The sequence below is a fragment of the Gammaproteobacteria bacterium genome, from assembly GCA_011375345.1.
In the GTDB taxonomy this organism is placed as follows: Bacteria; Pseudomonadota; Gammaproteobacteria; order DRLM01; family DRLM01; genus DRLM01.
In genome coordinates this window covers 1-18,793 of the sequence record DRLM01000136.1, presented here as the reverse complement: position 1 = coordinate 18,793, position 18,793 = coordinate 1, and the positions used below count along the sequence as shown (strand labels likewise).

Here is an 18,793-nt window from a genome sequence, read left to right as displayed (position 1 = left end):
ACCTGTTGCGAAAGAGGTCTCCAAAAGATTAATGGATTTATTGACTCCCACTGGCTGGCGCCGATGGCGGCACCTCCCGGTGCCGCGACACCAAGCCGCAAAGAGCACCAAGTTCGCCAAGTGTTTGGCCGGCCCTCTCCCCCGGGCGGATGCCCGGGTGAACCCCTAAGGTCAGACCTGGCCATTGTGTACCTGGCACCCTTCGCGGTTTACTCCCAAGCCGTTGGCAGGCTGGACGATCACCGGTGAGGGGGGTATATTACGGAGCCTTTTACCGGTCTGCCGGACGCTGGGACTGCTGCCCTCGAATCCGGCGCCGGCCCCGCGAGCCGCTTCGTTTCGCGCCCGTAGCTCAGCTGGATAGAGCGTTGCCCTCCGGAGGCAAAGGTCAGAGGTTCGAATCCTCTCGGGCGCGCCACTTGCGTTTCGCGTCCGTCCGGATTCCCGGCCCTGCGGGCTAATAGCGGTAATAACGGGCATAGCCTTCCTGCACCAGCAGGTCGTTCACGTTGCGCCATCCGCCGTGGTCATCGGCCAGCCAGATATCGGCCAGATAGCGCCCGTATTTGCCCTTTTTGTCCTTTATGGTATGCAGCAGTATTTCCCTGCCGTCTATCAGGCGGCGCAGGTAATCCCGCGCCAGCAAGCCCTGTTTCCGATCCTCACCCCGCACCTCCGGCGCATCGATGCGGGACAGGCGCAATTTCTCGCCGCGCAGCCAGACGCCCAGGTCCAGGTCGATGTCCACCGTACAGGTGTCGCCGTCGTACACACTGACCACCCGTGCCCGGTAGTGGTATTTGTTTTGTTCCATTGTTGCTTTCCCTGTTGTAAAACCCGGACACTATAGCGCGACTGACACCCCCATAAGGAGATGGTCCATGTTCCTGCTGCCCACCCGTCTCGCAAGCGTCGTCCTCGCCCTGCTCACCGCCCTGCCTCTTGGCGCGGGGGAGACGGTTCCGGCCCTGGGGCCCTTGCCGCCGGTGGCCGCCAATCCCGACAACCTGCCCACCCCGGCCCGCATGGAGCTGGGGCGCCGGTTGTTTTTTGACAACCGTATTTCCGCCAGCGGCAAGCTCAATTGCAGTTCCTGTCATCTGCCGGACCACGGCTGGACGCTGCCTCTGGCCATTTCCCTGGCCAACGACGGTTTTGTGGAGCGGCGCAATCCGCCCACGCTGATCAATGTGGGCTACAATCGGGCGCTGATCTGGGATGGCCGCGCGCCCAGTCTGGAAAAGCAGGCCCTGGGCTCGACCCGAAACCCGGTGCACAAGGGGCAGGATATCCCGCGCCTGATGGCAGTGTTGAACGCCGATCCGGACATGGTGGCGCGGTTCCAGGCCGCCTACGGCCGCGCACCCAATCCCACCGATTACGGCAAAGCACTGGCGGTGTTTCAACGCCATTTCCTGGTCACCGGCGACAGTCCCTTTGACCGCTACATGAAGGGCGACAAGCTGGCCTTGTCCGAGGCTGCCCGGAAGGGCCTGGCCCTGTTCCAGGGCAAGGCCGGCTGCAGCCAGTGCCACAACGGCCCCAATTTCACCGATTACGGCTTTTACAACATCGGCCTCAAGCGCAACCCCTTGTTCGACCAGCCCGCGTACGCCGGAATATTGCACTTCGACGCCAAGCGCATGGGCCTGACTGAATGGGCCGGTATCACTGACGATCCCGGCCGCTATCTGGTGACCCACGACGAGAAAGACTGGAAGGCCTTCAAAACCCCCACCTTACGCAATGTGGAACACACCGCCCCCTACATGCACGATGGGCGCTATGCCACCCTGGATGAGGTGATCGCCCATTACAACCGCGGCGGCGACGGCACCCCCCACCAGGATCGGCGCATCAAAGCGCTGGGCCTGAGCGCCGCGGAGCAGGCCGCCCTCAAGGCCTTTTTGTTGAGCCTGACGGGCCCCTTGCCGCCATTGCCCCATTGAATCCTGCCTCGCGGGCCGGGCCCGTATGCGGGTTCGGCACGCAGCAGGCTGATTTGCAGCCGTCTGCGGCTAAAGGCCCCGGCGCGCGCATCCGACACAGAACAGACACCCCGCGCACACCCTTCCCGAGGCCGACATGAGCCAAAAAAACCGCGCCAGCATGCCTTCTTTCCGCGCCACCCTTTCCGGGAGGGCAGGGCGCGGGGCGCCTTTGCGTTTGTACATGCCGGTGCCTGCGGCACGGTGCCGTCCCGGCCAGCTCCTGCCGCAAGCGGGCGCCGGCAGGGAAACGGCCGGACTCGCCTGCCTGATTCGGGCCTTGAGCGAGGGTCAACAGTGCCAGATCACACCAGCGGCGCGTTTTGCTCTCACGGAAGATTTTTTCCGTCTGGCGGCACCCGCCGTGGTGGCGGCCTTGACCAACTGGAGCCAGGCCGTGCCCCGCCACGGCGAACTGGAGCAGCTGATCCAGTTGCTCAGCCGCCTGGCCATCGGCTACAAACTGGCCTTCGCCGCCCACCACCGCGAAGTGGGCGAAGGGCAGACAGGCGCGGCCGCGGGCCTGGCGGCAAGCGGTGTTCGCATTCTCGAAGTGCTGCGCCTGGAACTGCTGGTACGCACCCGGCAATACAAAAAACCACCCGCCTGCGCCTGGCGGGACAGCCACCAAGTGTATTTTGCCCTGCGCGACCACAGCGCGGCGGATCACACCTTCGGCCTGGCGGCGCCCCTGCCTTTCGCCAGCCTGGCGCCCAGGGCCGACGCCACGGCTTTGTATCTTCATCTCCAGGGACTGGGCCTGATGGATCTCACGGCCTGGCCCGCTCACTTTATTCCCGCCCTGTGCACCCTGCTGGGGCGCACGCCCGGGTCCCTCCTGGCCGCTGCCGCCCCGGCCGCCGATCACCGCCGCAAACTGGCCTGGCTGGCCCCGGCGCTGGAAGCGCCGCCCGCCCTGCACCCGGGCGGAGAGGTGCACGGCCGCGGCCTGTGGCTGGACATGCAAAGGCTGCACGAGGAGGTGCACGAGGATCGCGCCCGGCTGATCAGCGGCAACCTGCCACCGGGACACCTGCCCGGTTTGGGCGACCACGAAGGGCTGTCCTTTCTCGACTTGTGCGCCCGCAAGCTGGCGAGGACGGATCGCCGCGCCCGCCGCCGCACGACGCCGGCGGGAAGGCGGTTGGCGCTCAACACCGGTTTCGACGCCGTCCATCACCGCTGGCGCCACACTGCAACGGCAATGGCCTTGACGGGAGATTTGGTGGACCAGAGCAGCAGCGGCCTGCGCCTCTTCCTGCGTGAGCTGCGTTCCCCCCTTCCGGCGGTGGGCGCCCTGTTGAGCTGGGAGGGCCCGGACGACTGTGCCGGCCTGGGCTACGTGGTGCACCTCAAGACGCTGGAGGAGGGAACGCTCATGGGGGTGGCGCGGCTGGCCCGCGACATTCACCCCGTCACGGTGCAGGACCTCGATGCCCAGCGCCCGGAGCTGCTGCCCGGCTTTTTACTGCTGCCGGCCCCTGGTGCACCCCGCCTTTTGTGCCACAACCGTCATCACTTCATACCCGGTGAGCGCCTGGCGGTGTACCACGATGGCCGCTGCCGGCCGGCCGCCCTGGGTCATATCGAACTCAGCCAGGCGGAGTTTTCGGCGTTTGCTGTCCATCTCGCCGACCATCCCTGATCACGCCATTTCCCATTTCCACCGTTTTTTTGCGGCCGCTTCCGGCTGGGGTTACTATTGCCCCCGTTGCAGTACGGACAATATGCGGCCTCTCGGCCAAAATCCAAAGAAGAGAGGGAACAAAATGGACCATCCAAGCATGCAAGATACCTGGCTGCGCGGCCTGTATATGCTTCTTTTTGCTGTCTTTTTCAATATCGCTGAAATCGTGCTCACGGTCGTGGCGGTCTTTCTTTTTATCGTTCAGGTGTTCACCGGCAAACCCAATGAGCGGGTCAAGGCCTTCGGCCAGAGCCTGAGCACCTACATTTATCAGCTCAGCCAGTACTTCACTTTCAACAGCGACTACCGGCCTTATCCCTTTGAACCCTGGCCCCAAGGCGGCCCGGCCGCGGGAGAAGGGGCAAGCGGCCCAGGCGCGAAGCCCGCCGCACCGCCCCCCGCCCAAAGCACGGCTGAACCCGCCCCGGCGCCAGCTGCCGACGCCAGCCCGGCGGAAAGCAAACCGCGACGCAAAACCAAAGCAAGGCGCAGTGCCAAAACCAGAACGAGAGCCAAAACCGCCACCAAGAAAACCGCCGCCGGCGCCTCCGACAGCACGCCGCCGGCAACGCCCTGAGGCCTCAGGGGCGGTTACATCAAACTGTTTCCTGGCACTGGCCGGGACCAAGATCCGGGGCGTGGTCGGCTCGATCACGCCCCGTTTTCCCAAAGCGGGGAGACGGCGCACCCGTTTCTCCGGCGAATCCTTTTTGATCTCATTGACCTTAGGCAAGTGTTGACCGATGGATACACACGGTTTCGTAGCGCGCGGCCCATGGCATCGGGCCGTCCTGGCCCTGATGATGTTGGCTGTGATCCCGGGCGCGGTGGCAAAGGCCGGTCCGACCCCTCCGCCCATCACCTTGATCTATTCCAGCAATCTCGACGGCGAACTGGAGCCCTGCGGTTGCAGCATGGCTGGCAATCTCGGCGGCGTATCGCGCCGCGCCACCATGATCAGACAACTCCGGCACAACACGCCGGGGCTGTTCCTCATCTCCGGCGGGGGCCTGCTCAGCCCCTTTGCCGCCCACGGTCGTCTGACCAATGAGTACATCCTCAAGGGCATGGCCTCACTGGACTACGACGCTGTGGGCCTGCAATGGTCCGATTTGAGCTACGGCGCGGCGTTCATCAACAGCGCCCCCCTCCCCTGGGTTAGCAGCAACTGGCGCGGTGAAGATTTTCTCCCCAGCCGGCTCATCGAGCGCGGCGGACAAAAGCTCGCTTTCTTTTCCTGGCTGGATCCGGCCACCGCCCCGCAAAAGGACATGGCCGGCCTGCCCCTGCCCGTCGGCGAAGACCTGAGCGCGCTGGAGCGGGAGTTGAAGCGAGCCCGCGCCCGAGGGGCGCTCACCGTACTCAGCACCACCCTCGGCCGGGACCAGGCCATCACCACCTTACCGCTGACCCAGGTGGACGTGCTGTTGGTGCAAGCCAAGTACGAAGTCTACGGCGAAGCCAGCCAACATGCGCACACCCTGATACTCCAGCCCGGCTCGCGGGGCATGCGCCTGGGCCGGGTCGACATCCAGCGGGACGGGGCGGGCCGCATCGCCCGCTGGCAACATCAAGTCATCCCCCTCCCGGCCACGGTGCCCGACGCGGCATCGTTGCGCGACTGGTACGCGGCCTACAGCGCAGCCATCAAGACCGAATACCTGCGGCTCACCGAACTGCGCAAAGCCCAGGACCGGGGCGAAACCCCCTATGCCGGCGCCGAGGCCTGCGCGGCTTGCCATCAAAGCCAATACGATACCTGGACCGACAGCGGCCATGCCCAGGCCTTCCTCGCCCTGGAAGAGCGCAACAAAGCCTTTGATCCCGACTGCATCCGATGCCATAGCGTGGGTTTCGACAAACCGGGCGGCTTCATTGACCTGGACGTTACCTTTGAGCTGGCCAATGTGCAATGCGAATCCTGCCACGGCGCCGCCCGCGCCCATGCTGAAAGCGCCGGTGCCCAGGCCCCCGCCAACAAGGGATGGCCGGGACGGCGGATGTGCGCGCAATGCCACACCCAAGCGCACAGCCCGGAATTCGACTTTGCCGTCTACTGGCCGAGGATAGCCCACTGAGGAGAGCCGCAACCCGGCCGTCGCAGCCGGCCCAAGCGCGCCCCGTCTGAAGGACCGTTCCGTCAGCGCCCTGTGCGCCAAGGCCTGCCGCACAGTGGCAAACAGCGTGCGCGGAGGGGTCCGTTTCCGGGGCATGCGCCCCATCCCCCTCCAGTCAGATGGAAGGCAGGCGGCTTTGCAGCTGGGCAGGCAGGTTGGCGTGGATCAGGCGGGCGTAGCTCAGCATATTGTGGTCGGCGATACTGGGAAAGGTGGGTGCGGCTGGCGGGGCGTCGGGAATCACGGTGCCGCTTTCGTTGATGAAAAACTTCCTCCCCACCGCGGAGTAACCCAGCAGGGGCAGTTGCGGCACGATGTCGTCGTTGTTGACCCAGCGGTAGATCCGTTGCTGCAGATCCTGATTGTTGAACGCCTGGTAGAAAGATCCGCCGCCAGTGGGCGGGCAGCCGTAGGTGCAGGCGCCGCTGAGTTGGTAATCGCCCGAGGTCTGAATGCGCAGGGCCAGCAACAGGGTCAGAGCCCCGCCCAGGCTGTGGCCGGCCACCCATAGCGGTTTGTTCTGGCCGTCCCGGTGGGCATGGATCAGGTCGATGATGTCGTCGTAGGTGGCATTGGCGGCGTGAAGCCAGCCGTTGTGGGCCACCACCCCCGGTTCGGCCCACAGCACCGGAGCCGGGGCGCCGGCAAAGGCGGCATTGGTGAGCCAGTCACTGGGCACATTGGACAGCACGGTCTGGGTGCCGCGAAAGATCACCAGCACGAAGCGTGAGGTGGACATGACCATGGCCTGGGTGCCGGCGCCACCCAGCAGGTTTTCGTCGCTGACGAAATCGAAGCGCACGCTGCTGTCCTCCGGCGGGGCCAGCCAGGGCCGCAGGGTGGCGACAAACTGCTCGTAAAACGCACCGCCGGCGTTGAGCTGGCCGCCTTCGCCATAGATGTAATAGGACGCCACCGCCAGCAGATAACTGTTGGCCCAGGAATGATCCCGGGCATTGGGCTCAAAGGCATCGAAGGGGGCGCTTTGGGGTGCATCACCGCCGGCGGGAGGACGGCTGTCCTGCGGCGGACAGCAGACCGCCTCCCCTTCCCCCACCGGTTCAGCGGCAGTGACCAACGCCGCCCCGGCCGGGTGGCACTCGTCAAACACGAAGGCCAGCGGCGCCTCGTTGCGGAGTATATCCAGCCAGTGTGGGTAGTGTTCCAGGGGCAAAAAGACAAACAAACGGTTAACAACGGGCGAGCGGAAATTGGGCGGGGCGGCGGCCACATCCTTGACGAAAAAAGCGAAGATCTGCCATGGTTTGCCCTGCATGACGATCAGCGCCTGCCACTCGATGCTGTCCCGCTCATTCAGCTGCAAACGACTGCCGCGGCTGAGGCGGACGTAGTAGTGATCAATACTTGCGGTGATAACGGCCATGGCGCTCCTCCCTGTGTCTTTCCCCTTGCCCGCTTTGCAGCATAACAGCCGCCAGCCGGCGCCAAAAGGACAAACAGCACGACTGCCGCCCGCAGGCGTCGCTGCGGCGGCCTGGCCATAGCTGGTAAGATGGCCGCCGTCCCCGCGTCCCGGCGCACGGCGGGCAAGCGAATCCTGCCCCAGGAGAAGTGAAAATGGAATACCATTCCCTAGGCCGCACGGATCTCAAGGTCAGCGCCCTGTGCCTGGGCACCATGACCTTCGGCGAACAGAACAGCGAGTCCGAGGCCCACGCCCAGCTGGACTACGCCCGGGCCGCCGGGGTGAACTTCATCGACGCGGCGGAAATGTATCCGGTGCCACCGCGGGCGGAGACCTTTGGCGCCACAGAGGCCATCATAGGCAGGTGGCTGAAGAAGCGGGGCGGGCGCGACCGGCTCGTGCTGGCCACCAAGGTCACCGGCCGGGCCAGCGATCTCAACTACATCCGCCGCGGGCCGCGCCTCAGCCGCGCGCACATTCTGGCAGCGGTGGACGGCAGCCTGGCACGCCTGCAGACCGACTACATCGACCTCTACCAGCTCCACTGGCCTGACCGGCGCACCAATTGCTTTGGCAGGCTGGGCTACGAGCACGATCCCCAGGACCAGGCCGTGCCCCTGGCAGAGAGCCTGCAGACCCTGGCGGAACTGGTGCGGACAGGCAAGGTGCGCCACATCGGGCTGTCCAACGAAACCCCCTGGGGGGTGGCGGAGGCCCTGCGTTTGTCCGACCGCCTGGGCCTGCCGCGGGTGGTGAGCATTCAGAACCCCTACAGCCTGCTCAACCGCAGCTTTGAAGTGGGGCTGGCGGAAATGGCCATCCGCGAGAACGTGGGCCTCTTGCCCTATTCACCCTTGGGCTTCGGTACCTTGAGCGGCAAATACCTGGGCGGCGCCAGACCGGCCGGGGCACGCCTCAGCCGCTACGCCCGTTTCAGCCGCTACACCAAGCCCCGCGGTCAGGCCGCCGCCGAGGCCTACGTGCAACTGGCCCGCCGCCACGGTCTGGACCCGGCCCAGATGGCCCTGGCCTTTGTCACCAGCCGGCCCTTTGTCACCAGCACCCTCATCGGCGCCACCACCTTGGACCAGCTCAAAAGCAACATCGCCAGCACCGCGCTGACCCTGCCACCGACGGTGCTGGCGGGCATCGACGAGATCCACCACAACAACCCCAACCCGTGCCCATGAAGATGAAGCCGTACCTGTGCGCCGCCCTCGCCCTCACAGCCTCGCTGGCCACGGCCGCCCCCCAAATTACCGTAGACCCCACCACCGTCACCTTCGGCAAATCCGCCACGGTGGAACTCACCCTGGCCGAAGCCCTGCCGGCACAGGCCCGTCTGAGTCTGCTGCCGGCGGTGCCCACAATCACCCAACGCCTGGCGCTGCCGGCGGAGGCCCGCGACGTGTTGCATCTGGGCAACACCCTGTGGGTGGCAGCGGGGGCAGCCGGGCTGCTGGCAGTGGACGGGGCCACGGGGGAGCCGGTGGCGCGGCTGGAAACAGGCAACTACCGCCGCCTGGCCCGCGCCGGCGAGGCCCTGCTGGCCCTGGACGACAGCGGCGGCCTCACCGTGTTCGATGTGGCCGACGCCGCGGCGCCGGCGGTCATCGGCCACTATGCGCCGGAGGCGGCCATCCGCCAGTTCGCCGGCCGGCCCGGCTACGCCGCCCTGGTGCTGGCCGACGGCCGTTTGCAGATCCTGGAGCTGGCGGCGGCAACCGGACTCCGGGCCGTGGCCGAGCGACCCCTGCCCTTCACCGTCCAGGCCATCGCGGCCCAGGGGGCCTGGTTGTATTTCGCCGCCGGCCCGAACGGGGTGCAAATCTGGAACTGGGCCGATGCCACCGCACCGGAGCCGGTGGCGGACTACCCCAGCACCGGCCCCGCCCGCGCCCTGGCCCTGGCGGGGAAACGCGCCTATGTGGGCCTGGGTCGGCGGGGGCTGTTGGTGCTGGATGTGAGCGCCCCCGACGCTCCCCGCTGGCTGGGCAGCCACAGCCGCCTGGGGGAGGTGGACGGCGTGACCGCCCTGGCGGACCGGGTCTGGGTGCGCAACACCGCCGGCCGGTTCCTGGCCCTGGACGCCGGCATCGGCGACATGCCCGAAACTGTCGCCGCCTTCCCCGCAGCCGCCCTGCCCGCCCCTTTCGCCGCCGCGCCGGGCACCTTGTGGCTGGGGCAGGACGGCGCCCTGCTGCGGCTGGATTTCGGCATGGAAACCCCGCGCCTGGGCAACGAGGGCCTGGATGTGGGCCGGGGGGTCAATTTCGGCGGCGAACGGCGGCTGTGGCTTCAGGGTGACGTCGCGTATGTGGCGGACTGGTTCTCCGGCATCCATATGTACGACATCGCCGACCCCGCCCGACCCCGCCTGCTGGCCAGCCTGCACACCCCCGGCTCCCCCAAGGGGGTGGCGGTGCGGGGGAATTACGCCTTCATCGCCGACGACGACCACGGCCTGCAGGTGGCGGACGTGGCTGACCCGCGCCGGCCCCGCCTGGTCGCTCACCTCCCAACCCCGGGGCTGGCCTACATCCCCAAGCTGGCCGGCGACCGGCTCTACCTGGCCGGACACCGCGGCGGCTTTCAGATCATCGATATTGCTGACCCCCTCCATCCTCGGCTCATCACCAGCGTGACCACGGCGGGCATGGCCTGGGGTATCGAGCCCGCCGGCGACACCCTGTACGTGGCCGACGACCAGGCCGGCCTGCTCATCTACGACGTCCAGCAACCGGCCACGCCCCTGCTGCTGGCCCAGTACAACCCCGGCGGCCGCCTGGAAGACGTGCTGGTGGCAGAGGATCTGGCCTATCTCACCTTCTTCGATCAAGGCCTCAAGGTGCTGGACGTGGCCGACCCGGTGCGGCCCAAGCCGGTGGCCGAGCTGGCCACCCCGGGCAACGCCCGCGGGCTGGACCGGGTGGGGCAAACCTTGTTCCTGGCCGACTGGCTGGCGGGAGTGCACGCGGTGGACGTAAGCAACCCGGCCCGGCCGCGCCTGCTGGGCAGCTACGACACGCCGGGGGCCGCCTGGGGCGTCAAGGCCCGGGGCGAGACCGTGTTCGTGGCTGACTGGTGGGGCGGGTTCGAGGTGCTGGATTTCTCCGACCCCCGCCGCCCGACCCTGAACGGACAGTACCACCGCCGGGGTGAGATCCAGACCCTGGCCACCCAGGGCCCCTATCTCTATGCCGCCCAGGACGAGGGGGGGCTGCAGATTTTCGACATCAAAAACACCCTCAACCCCACCTGGATAACCGGGGTGGATCTGCCCGCCCCGGCCCGCCAGGTGGCCGTGAGCGGGGACCTGGCGGCGGTGGGCACCCCGACCGGCCTGGCGCTGATCGATATCAGCAATCCCTACCAGGCCCGCCTGGCCGCCTGGCTTGACACCGATCAGGCCGTCACCGCCGTGGCCGTCGCCCACGGCGCTGTCTATGCTGCCCAGGACGAGGGGGACGTGCTGGTAATTGACGCCACCACCCCCCGCAAACCGCGGATCGTGGAACGCCTGCCCGTGGACGCCGCGGCCCTGTGGCTCACCGGGGACAGCCTGTGGCTTGTGGAAGGGGACGGCACCGTGCACCAGCGGGCCACGGCGGACTGGACCGCTGCGCCACTGAGCCGGCATGCCACGGGCTACCGCGGCCTGGCTCACGGCACAACAGAACGCCTGTATCTTTACCGCCGCCATGGGGGCGTCACCGTGTGGGGTCGCACCAGCGAAGGCTGGCGGGAAGGCGCCACCGTGGCGCTGGGCCCCCTCAGGGCACTCAAGGCCGAACAGCGGCACCTCTACGCTCTGGGTGAGAGAAGCTTGTGGCTCGTCGATGCCAGCGACATCCAGCGGCCCAGAATCATCGAACAACGACCCCTGCTGAACCCGGCCCGGGGCTTGGCGGTCGCCGCGGCGGGGGCGGTGTATCTGGGGGGGCAGGACATCGTCACCGCGCTAAAGCCCATGCCCCCGCTGGGCGCGGCGCGCAGGGACGAACGCCGTTTCCAGCTCACCCTGGACAAATCCCTGCCCCTGGGTGACTACGATCTCGGCATCGCCAGCGCCGGGACCTTCCAGCGATTCCCCCGGGCCCTCACGGTAGCCATGCCCAAATTCGGCAAACCCAGGTTCACCGTGGAGGATTTGAAGCGCATCATGGAACAGCGGCGCCGCGCCAGTGAGAAGTGAGAATTGAAGTTTGGCATTGACCACCAAAGGGGCCGTGACAACTGCCCCCCTGGGCGGTTGGCTCGCTCAGCCTGCAACAAACACCGCCTTGAGACCGTCGAGCATGTACTGCACCGCCAGGGCAGCCAGGATCAAGCCCAGCAGGCGGCTGATGACGTTGGCGCCGGTCTCCCCCAGCCAGCCTTGCAGGCGGGCGGCGACCAGCAAAGAGGCCAGGGCCAGACCCAATACCACCAGCAACACGGCCAGGCCGCTGGCAAATGCCCAGGCGTCGCCGGCGTTGGCGGCCATGAGCAGCACCGTGGTCAGGGCACCGGGGCCGGCGATGAGGGGAAAAGCCAGGGGGAAGACAGACAGGTCCTGCTTGTGGGCCGCTTCCCGTTGTTCCCCCTCGGTGGTGGAACGCAAACCGGACTGGCGCGCGAACACCATGTCGATGGCCAGCAGAAACAACAAAGCGCCCCCGGCGATGCGGAAGGCCTCCAGGCTGATACCCAATACCTGGAACAAGGCATCGCCGCTGAACAAAAACGCCAGCAGGATTACCGTGGCCAGCGCCGTGCCACGCAGCGCGGTGCGCCGCCGGGCCGCCGGCATCATGCCCGCGGTGAGGGCGGCGAAAATGGGCGCGAGGCCCACAGGATCGATCACGATGAACAAGACCACGAAGGTGTTGAACAATCCTTCCATGACAGCAATCTAACACACGCCACCCGCAGGCGACGCCACGAAAGAGCAAGCAATGAAACACCTACCTGGAATCGTCCTCGCCGCCCTGTTGGGCCTGCCCCTGTGGGCCGGCCCTGCCACCGCCCTGTCGGTGGTGGAACGGGATTTCGGCGAGCTGGTGGACCGGGCCGAACTGGTGCTGGTGGGCACGGCGAGCGAACAACACAGCTACGCCGATCCCGCCGGCGGGCCGCGGCCGTGGATCTACACCGACATCACCTTCACCGACCTGGAATTCATCAAGGGGGAGGTCCCCAGCACCCACTACACCCTGCGTATCTCCGGCGGCCGGGTGGCGGGCCGGGCGCTGGACATTCCGGGCCTGCCCCGTTTCAAGACCGGCGAACGCTATCTGATCTTCGTCAAAGGCAACGGCCGGCTGTTTTTCCCCGTCGTGGGGGTGCACCAGGGGATGTTCCAGATCCTGCGTCAAAGTGGCGGCCCGGCCCGGGTGCTGGACGCCGGGGGCAAGCCGGTGGTGGCCATCCTCGGCCGGCACGTGGTGACCGCCCCCACCACCGGCCGCGCCGCCCAGCGCGAAGCCATGACCCTGGAGGCCTTCACCGCCCGTATCCGCGGACGCTTGCATGGCGGGGGGCAGCCATGACGGCGGCAAGGCTGATGCTGATCGCCGCGGCCTTGGCGGTGCCCGCCGCGGCCTGGCCCTTCGCCTACTTGGCGCAAAACCCGGTACCGGGCGGTGAGCCCCTGGACAAACAAAGCAGCGGCGAGCCCGTGGTGTGGGCGGACCAGGCCGTGGTCATCAATTTAAACCTGGACAGCCGCGGCGCGGGCTTCAACCGGGTGGCGGCCGAGGTGCTGGGGGAGTGGAATGCCGTGGGCACCCGTTTGCAATGGCAGGCGGGGGATGCCCGGGTCCCCGAGGACAGCTTGTGCGGTGAGCCGCCTGCAGTGGCGGGCCAGCCGCGCCCGGAGCCGGTCAAAGTGGCATTCTGGCGCGCCTTCGTCACCTGCACCGGGGACGGCTTCGGCGATGATGTCCTGGCGGTGACCCACCGCTACTCCGAACAGACTGAGGGGGAACCCTGGCACATCGTGGACGTGGCCGTGGTGATGAACAGCTCGCCCTCGCTAAGCTGGGCGCCCGAACAGGACCAGGCGGTCACCACCGATTTTCTGGGCCGGGAAACGCACGATTTCCGCCGCGTGTTTTTGCACGAAATGGGCCATGCGGCCGGCCTGGAGCACCCGGACGAGACCGTCCCGCCGCAAACGGTCACCGCCATCATGAATTCCCGGGTGGGTGATATCAACCGCCTGCAGGCGGACGACATTGCCGGCCTGAGCTTTTTATACGCCGGCAGCGGCAATAACAACGCAAACACCAACGGCAACACCGGCAGCAGCACCAGCAGCGGCGGGGCCAGCGGCGGCGGCGCCACGGGAGGGGCTGCCGCGGGCTTGCTGCTGGGACTTTGGCTGTTGGGACGACGGGTTCGAGTTCAGTCGTCGCCGAAATCTTCGTTCAAATAGCGCTGGAGGAGCCGCTTTTCCGCCTCATTCAAATAGCGGTCGCGGCAGGCCTGCAGGCGCTTGGGATTGCGCAGAATACCGCCGACGGCCTGAATCCAGCGGTCCAGTTCTTCGTCCCGGTAGCGGTAGTGGGCAAATGGGAAGTTCAACCACCCCAGGCCGTCGCGGGCGGCAAACTCATCCGGTGGGGTATCAATGGGGAAGGTCTCACGCAGCCGGCGTTCCGTTTCCATGGAAGCCAGTGGTCGCTCGTCATCGCGGGGTGGCTCGGCAGGCACTGCGGTCTTCTCGGCTTGGGTGAGGGTGGGAGTATAAACCCCCTCTGGCGGGATCGCGGCCGGACCTCCCCCCGGCCCTGAGGACATCAGTCCGGCGCCTGACGCAACGGTGCTTCGGCACCCGCCTTGAGTTCATCCACCAAAGACGGGGCGGCGTCCTCCTCCGCCTGACTGGCGCCGATCCGGGCATCAACATCCGCCCCGGCGGCCGGCGGCGCGCCCGGTTCCAGCACGTCCGCATAGGGGTCCACGGTGGTGTGTTCTTTTTCTGGTGCGGCGGCCGCACCGTCGGAAACGCCCGGACCGGCACTCAGGGCAGCCGCTGCCTCGGCGAAGGGATCGGGCTCAGGTTCCTCAACCGCGGCCGCTGCCACCGGCGCAGGGGAGGCGGCAAGCGGCGCTGGCGCCGCCCCGCCCGCAGCGGCGACCTTGGCGGCCTGCTCTTTCTGTTTCTTGAAGGCCGAAACGTATTCATGACCCAATTGGTCCAGCTCCTGCTCGGCGGCGTTGAGCTTCATGTGCAGGTCTGCATTTTCCGCCCTGAGAGACGACACTTCATTGTTGAGAGTCTGAATATCCTTGGTGAGGCGCTCCACAGTGTCTTTCAGCTCCGAACTGACCCCGCCCGCCAGCACCCCTTCGACGACAGCGCGGTATTGCTCCAATACGCTCTCCAGGCGTTGGTCGAACTTGCCCAGCAGCTGATCGTTGCGGCTGAAATACATGTCTATGGTTTGCTGGTAGAACTCGTTTTGCCGGGAAATCAAATCGTTGGCTTTGTCCATGGCATCCGCGTCATCGCCCTGCCCGGCATCCTTGATCAGGGTGGCCAACTGGTCCACCCGCTCGCTCTGCTGGGAATTGATGTTTTCCACCAGCGCGTTCACCGCAACGCGCTCGCGCTTTTTCCGGCCCAGGGCGCGAAACAACCAAATGAGGAACACGACGAGTCCTATCGCGCCCAGTTCAGCGAAGACAATAAGTGCGGTCACAATCATGATGAGGCCTTTGTGGGAGGAGTGACGACGGGCAGGGGCTGGTTCCAGCGACGGTAGCCGATGAAGAACAACAGGCCCAGCACCACATTGGCGACGGCGGATTGCCAGGCCACGGCAAACCAGTCAGCCTCGCGCCAAAAGGCCGGGAGTGCCTCATCCGCTGCAGCCTCTTGTGCTGCCCCCGGGGGGAGATCGGGTTCCTGGGCGGGTGGCGCTTGGGCCGCAGGCGAGGCGGCCAGACCCTCCGCTGCCACGGCACCCCCGTCCACGGCCAGGGGCCCGATGATGTCGCTGATGCGCCGGCCATCCGCACGACGGCCGGAGAGCTGCACGGTGAGCGTGCTCTGGCCGGGATGCAGACCGGTAAACTCGGCCCGCCACTCCGCAAGGCCCACACGCTCCACCGGGTATGTCCTGGCCGCCCCGGACGTCTCCACTTGTGCCACCACGCTCAGGCTTTCCGGATCCACCAGACCGCCGTGGGGCACCACGGTGAGCCGCACGCCGTCGGGATGCTGCGGCAGGGGATCGAGGTTCACTGCCGCGACCTGGGCATACACCTTGATCGCTTGGCGCTGCACCCGGACGAAGGTGGGGCTCTCCACCCTCAGCACCAGCTCCTGTTCACCCCCCGGCAAGGTTTCACCAAGCTGCAGGCTGTAAGTGCCGTCCCCGGCGAAAACATCCGGCGCCCGGCCGTCATCGGCCAGGGGCCAGCGCTCCACTTCCCGGCCTTCCTGTTCGCGCACCAGCTCGAAATGGGTCAGGGCCAAAAAACGCGGGTCGTCCAGCACCCGTCCCTGCTCCAGCAGCTGGGCGTTGACGGTCACGCGGTCACCAAGGTGCAGGGCATTGGGCAAGCGGGTGCCCCGCAGTTTGAGATCAGTGACCACGGTGACGCGGTTGTCGTCATCGACGTCAGCGATCACCTGCCACCGCCCTGGCTGAGGCCCGCCCACGGTAATGAGGTCATAGCCCTGGTCGTGGTACCAGCGCAGGGGGGGCCGGGCGTCGGCCTGTTCGATGCGCCGGCCGTCTGGCGCCACCAGCACCGTGGGCACGGCACCGGCTCGGCGAAACACCAGCAGCGTCATTTCCTGCACGCTGGCGTCCACCGAAAACGCGTTTTCTTCCAACGGCAGGGTATCCGGCTGCGTGGCTTTTTCGAACAGGCGCAGAAAGACTTTCTGCAATTGCCCGGCTTCGTTCACCTGTTCGAACCAGCCGCCAGTGACCGAGGCCATTTGCCGCATCAAGGCGTGGTCAGCCTCACCGGACAGGGCGACGGCATACACGGTGACACCGGCCGCCCGCAGCCGCGGCAGCAGTTCCTCGACGATGCGGCGGCGGGAGGCGGCGTTTCGGGCCTGATCCTTGGCCACGTCCACCAGGCCGTCGGTGAGCAGGATCAGGCTGCGGCTGGCACCCGGGTCGGCGCTTTTCCAGTCCCAGGTGGCCCGGCGCAGAGCGTCTTCGATATTGGTGTAGAGGCCGTGGGAATGAATCTGGGCGGCGGCGTGGCGGGCACCGTCCTGCCAGGCGGAGGTGACCTCGCCGTGGGGCACGAGCATATTGACGTAGCGGCCGTAGGTCCACACTCCGGCCCGGGCCCCCATGGGCAACAGGCCCGTGAGCATGCGCAGGGCAGGGCGGCGGAGGTTGTCCGGATCATTCCATTTCATGCTGCCGGAAACATCGATGAGAATGCGGACATCGTTCACCGGCTCGGCGCACACCCAGGCGGGCACGCTCAGCATGACGCTGAGCGCAGCAATCAAAGCACCTGCACGCTGGCCTGACTCCATGACCGTCCCTGCATTGATAACACCTGAACGCCGGCAAACCTCCCGCGGCGAGCCTGTTCAGCCTATCGGCTGAAAAAGAGGGAGCTTTACTGAAACCGAGCCGGTGGGGACGGGAGAAAAAAACCGGCCGCTGAGCGGCCGGTCACAAGGAAGCATGGAGGAGAAACAGCGCAGGGAATCACGCCATGTCTTCGTAATAAGACACGATTTGCCCGACTTCTTTCCTGGAACCCAAAATAACGGACACTCGGTCGTGCAGCCCTTGCGGCTGCACGTCCATGATGCGCTGCTCACCGGTGGAACTCATGCCGCCGGCCTGCTCGATGATAAACGACATGGGGTTGGCTTCATACATCAGGCGCAGACGGCCGGGTTTGGAGGGATCTTTGTTGTCGCGGGGGTACATGAAAATCCCGCCGCGGGACAGGATGCGGTGCACTTCCGCCACCATGGAAGCCACCCAGCGCATGTTGAAATTCTTGCCTCGCGGCCCTTCCGCACCTGCCAGGCACTCGTCGATATAGCGCCTGACCGGTGGCGTCCAAAAGCGGCTGTTGGAGCAATTGATGGCGAATTCGGCGGTATCTTCCGGAATACGCATATTGGGATGGGTGAGCAGATACTCGCCGATATCCCGGTCCAGGGTGAAGCCGTTGACGCCGTTGCCGGTGGTGAGCACCAGCATGGTGGCCGGGCCGTAAAGGGCATAGCCGGCACAGATTTGTTTCGTGCCGGGCTGAAGGAAATCTTCGGTTTTCACCTCGCCGGAACCGTTGGGGGCCTTGAGAACGGAAAAGATGGTGCCCACGGAGATGTTGACGTCGATATTGGACGAGCCGTCCAGGGGATCAAACACCAGCAGATAGTCACCCTTGGGGTATTCGCCCGGAATGGGGTAGAACTCCTCCATCTCCTCCGAGGCCATGGCGGCCAGGTAACCCCCCCCCTGGGTGCCTTCAATTAACATCTCGTTGGAAATGATGTCCAGTTTCTTTTGGGTCTCACCCTGCACGTTTTCACTGCCGGCGGTGCCCAACACACCCGCCAGGGCGCCTTTGTTGACGGCATTGGAAATGACCTTGGTGGCCACCACCACATCGTGCAGCAAATGTACGAAATCGGCGTCCAGGGCGCTGTTGCGCTGTTGTTCTTCGGTGATGAATTGGGTAAGCGTCTTACCTAGGCTCATGACAAAGTCCTTGAGTTGATATGAAAAAACCGGTGCCGAACCCGACGGCCACAGGGGCGCGGGCAAAATCTGACAATAGCGGACAGGTGGCCGGGCCCCGCGTCGCCGCGGTATTATACCCGCCGCGTGCGGGTTTTCACGCCTTCGCACGGGTTTGACATGAGCGGCCGCCGCGCCGCCGCCAGCCTGGACGGATCACAGCATTTCAGGGCCAACGCATACCATCCCCACCGCCCGCCACCGGGCCGTGACCTGGCGCGGCATCCTCGGCGTGCTGATTTTTGCCGCCTTCGTGGCGTTCATTGAAGTCTATCTCGGCTGGGGCGCATTGCTGGCGCCCTGGGCCGCGCTGCCGCCGGCGGCCCTGGTGGCAGCGGCGCTGCTCACCCTGGCCAGCTACGGCCTGCGGGCGCTGCGCTTTTACGACTATTTCGCCGCCGACATGAGCGGCCGCGGCGGCGCCTGCGTGAAGCTGATGCTGCAACACAATCTGTGGAACAATCTTTTACCCATGCGCACCGGCGAGTTCAGCTTTCCATGGCTGATGTCCCGCTATTTCGCCGTGCCCGTGGCCCGCTCGCTCCCCGCCCTGGCCTGGTTTCGCGTGCTGGATCTGCACGCCCTGGGCCTGGCGGCGCTGGCGGGAGCGGCCTGGCTGGACGGGGCAGGGTGGCTGGCGGTCTTGGCGGCCTGGCTCCCCCTGCCCGGGCTGCTCAGCCGCGCTGCCGGGCTGCTGCGCCGCCGGCTGGGCGAAAGGACAGGCCGGCTTGCCCCCTTGCTGGACAAATTGCTGGCGGGCCTGCCCCGGACCCGGCGGGCGTTGTGGCGCTCTGTGCTGTGGACTTATGTCAACTGGCTGGTGAAACTGGCGGCTTTTGCCTGGGTGT

General features: G+C 66.2%; 15 protein-coding genes and 1 tRNA gene. 9 read left to right on the top strand and 7 right to left on the bottom strand.

What is annotated here, in order from left to right; translation table 11 throughout:
- The first annotated feature begins 341 nt into the window (after nucleotides 1-341).
- Nucleotides 342-418: transfer RNA gene (locus ENJ19_10410), tRNA-Arg, on the top strand.
- 39 nt (nucleotides 419-457) lie between these two features.
- On the opposite strand, the gene ENJ19_10405 is transcribed toward ENJ19_10410, so the two are convergent.
- The gene (locus ENJ19_10405; protein ID HHM06137.1) at nucleotides 458-814 is read right to left on the bottom strand and encodes a nuclease; all 357 of its coding nucleotides are present in this window, start codon (nucleotides 812-814) and stop codon (nucleotides 458-460) included.
- A gap of 67 nt (nucleotides 815-881) precedes the next feature.
- On the opposite strand from ENJ19_10405, the gene ENJ19_10400 reads away from it, so the two are divergent.
- The 3 genes from ENJ19_10400 (at nucleotide 882) to ENJ19_10390 (ending at nucleotide 5,753) form a co-directional block, all read left to right on the top strand.
- A complete protein-coding gene (locus tag ENJ19_10400) occupies nucleotides 882-1,949 on the top strand; it encodes a cytochrome-c peroxidase (protein HHM06136.1) in 1,068 nt (355 codons plus the stop codon).
- Between the two features lie 1,472 nt (nucleotides 1,950-3,421).
- Complete coding sequence (locus ENJ19_10395; protein ID HHM06135.1) at nucleotides 3,422-4,252, top strand: DUF4389 domain-containing protein; 831 nt, start codon at nucleotides 3,422-3,424, stop codon at nucleotides 4,250-4,252.
- Nucleotides 4,253-4,418: 166 nt separating this feature from the next.
- Nucleotides 4,419-5,753 (top strand): hypothetical protein, encoded by a 1,335-nt coding sequence (locus ENJ19_10390; GenBank protein HHM06134.1) that lies wholly within the window; start codon nucleotides 4,419-4,421, stop codon nucleotides 5,751-5,753.
- Between the two features lie 154 nt (nucleotides 5,754-5,907).
- Here the strand turns inward: ENJ19_10390 and ENJ19_10385 are convergent, their stop codons facing one another.
- Nucleotides 5,908-7,176 carry a lipase family protein gene (locus tag ENJ19_10385; GenBank protein ID HHM06133.1) on the bottom strand — a complete coding sequence of 423 codons (1,269 nt, stop codon included), beginning with the start codon at nucleotides 7,174-7,176 and terminating at the stop codon, nucleotides 5,908-5,910.
- A 194-nt stretch (nucleotides 7,177-7,370) separates the two neighbouring features.
- On the opposite strand from ENJ19_10385, the gene ENJ19_10380 reads away from it, so the two are divergent.
- Nucleotides 7,371-8,408 carry an NADP(H)-dependent aldo-keto reductase gene (locus ENJ19_10380; GenBank protein HHM06132.1) on the top strand — a complete coding sequence of 346 codons (1,038 nt, stop codon included), beginning with the start codon at nucleotides 7,371-7,373 and terminating at the stop codon, nucleotides 8,406-8,408.
- Complete coding sequence (locus ENJ19_10375) at nucleotides 8,405-11,413, top strand: hypothetical protein (GenBank protein HHM06131.1); 3,009 nt, start codon at nucleotides 8,405-8,407, stop codon at nucleotides 11,411-11,413. The genes ENJ19_10380 and ENJ19_10375 overlap by 4 nt, the downstream gene beginning before the upstream one ends.
- 66 nt (nucleotides 11,414-11,479) lie before the next feature.
- Here ENJ19_10375 and ENJ19_10370 read toward each other — a convergent pair whose 3' ends face one another.
- Nucleotides 11,480-12,103 (bottom strand): MarC family protein, encoded by a 624-nt coding sequence (locus ENJ19_10370; GenBank protein ID HHM06130.1) that lies wholly within the window; start codon nucleotides 12,101-12,103, stop codon nucleotides 11,480-11,482.
- Nucleotides 12,104-12,155: 52 nt separating this feature from the next.
- On the opposite strand from ENJ19_10370, the gene ENJ19_10365 reads away from it, so the two are divergent.
- Both ENJ19_10365 and ENJ19_10360 read left to right on the top strand, forming a co-directional pair.
- Nucleotides 12,156-12,749 carry a hypothetical protein gene (locus ENJ19_10365; GenBank protein ID HHM06129.1) on the top strand — a complete coding sequence of 198 codons (594 nt, stop codon included), beginning with the start codon at nucleotides 12,156-12,158 and terminating at the stop codon, nucleotides 12,747-12,749.
- On the top strand, nucleotides 12,746-13,636 hold the full coding sequence (locus ENJ19_10360; GenBank protein ID HHM06128.1) for a matrixin family metalloprotease: 891 nt from the start codon (nucleotides 12,746-12,748) through the stop codon (nucleotides 13,634-13,636). The genes ENJ19_10365 and ENJ19_10360 overlap by 4 nt, the downstream gene beginning before the upstream one ends.
- Here the strand turns inward: ENJ19_10360 and ENJ19_10355 are convergent.
- From ENJ19_10355 to ENJ19_10340, 4 genes are all read right to left on the bottom strand, one after another.
- Nucleotides 13,606-13,914, bottom strand: a complete 309-nt coding sequence (locus tag ENJ19_10355) for a hypothetical protein (protein HHM06127.1) — start codon at nucleotides 13,912-13,914, stop codon at nucleotides 13,606-13,608. The genes ENJ19_10360 and ENJ19_10355 overlap by 31 nt on opposite strands.
- Nucleotides 13,915-14,000: 86 nt before the next feature.
- Nucleotides 14,001-14,912: a hypothetical protein gene (locus ENJ19_10350; protein ID HHM06126.1), complete on the bottom strand. Its 912-nt coding sequence runs from the start codon at nucleotides 14,910-14,912 to the stop codon at nucleotides 14,001-14,003.
- Nucleotides 14,909-16,717, bottom strand: a complete 1,809-nt coding sequence (locus tag ENJ19_10345; protein HHM06125.1) for a VWA domain-containing protein — start codon at nucleotides 16,715-16,717, stop codon at nucleotides 14,909-14,911. The genes ENJ19_10350 and ENJ19_10345 overlap by 4 nt, the downstream gene beginning before the upstream one ends.
- 178 nt (nucleotides 16,718-16,895) lie before the next feature.
- On the bottom strand, nucleotides 16,896-17,906 hold the full coding sequence (locus ENJ19_10340; protein HHM06124.1) for a class 1 fructose-bisphosphatase: 1,011 nt from the start codon (nucleotides 17,904-17,906) through the stop codon (nucleotides 16,896-16,898).
- 247 nt (nucleotides 17,907-18,153) lie between these two features.
- Here ENJ19_10340 and ENJ19_10335 point away from each other — a divergent pair.
- On the top strand, nucleotides 18,154-18,793 hold a 640-nt coding region (locus ENJ19_10335; GenBank protein ID HHM06123.1), incomplete at its 3' end, for a UPF0104 family protein.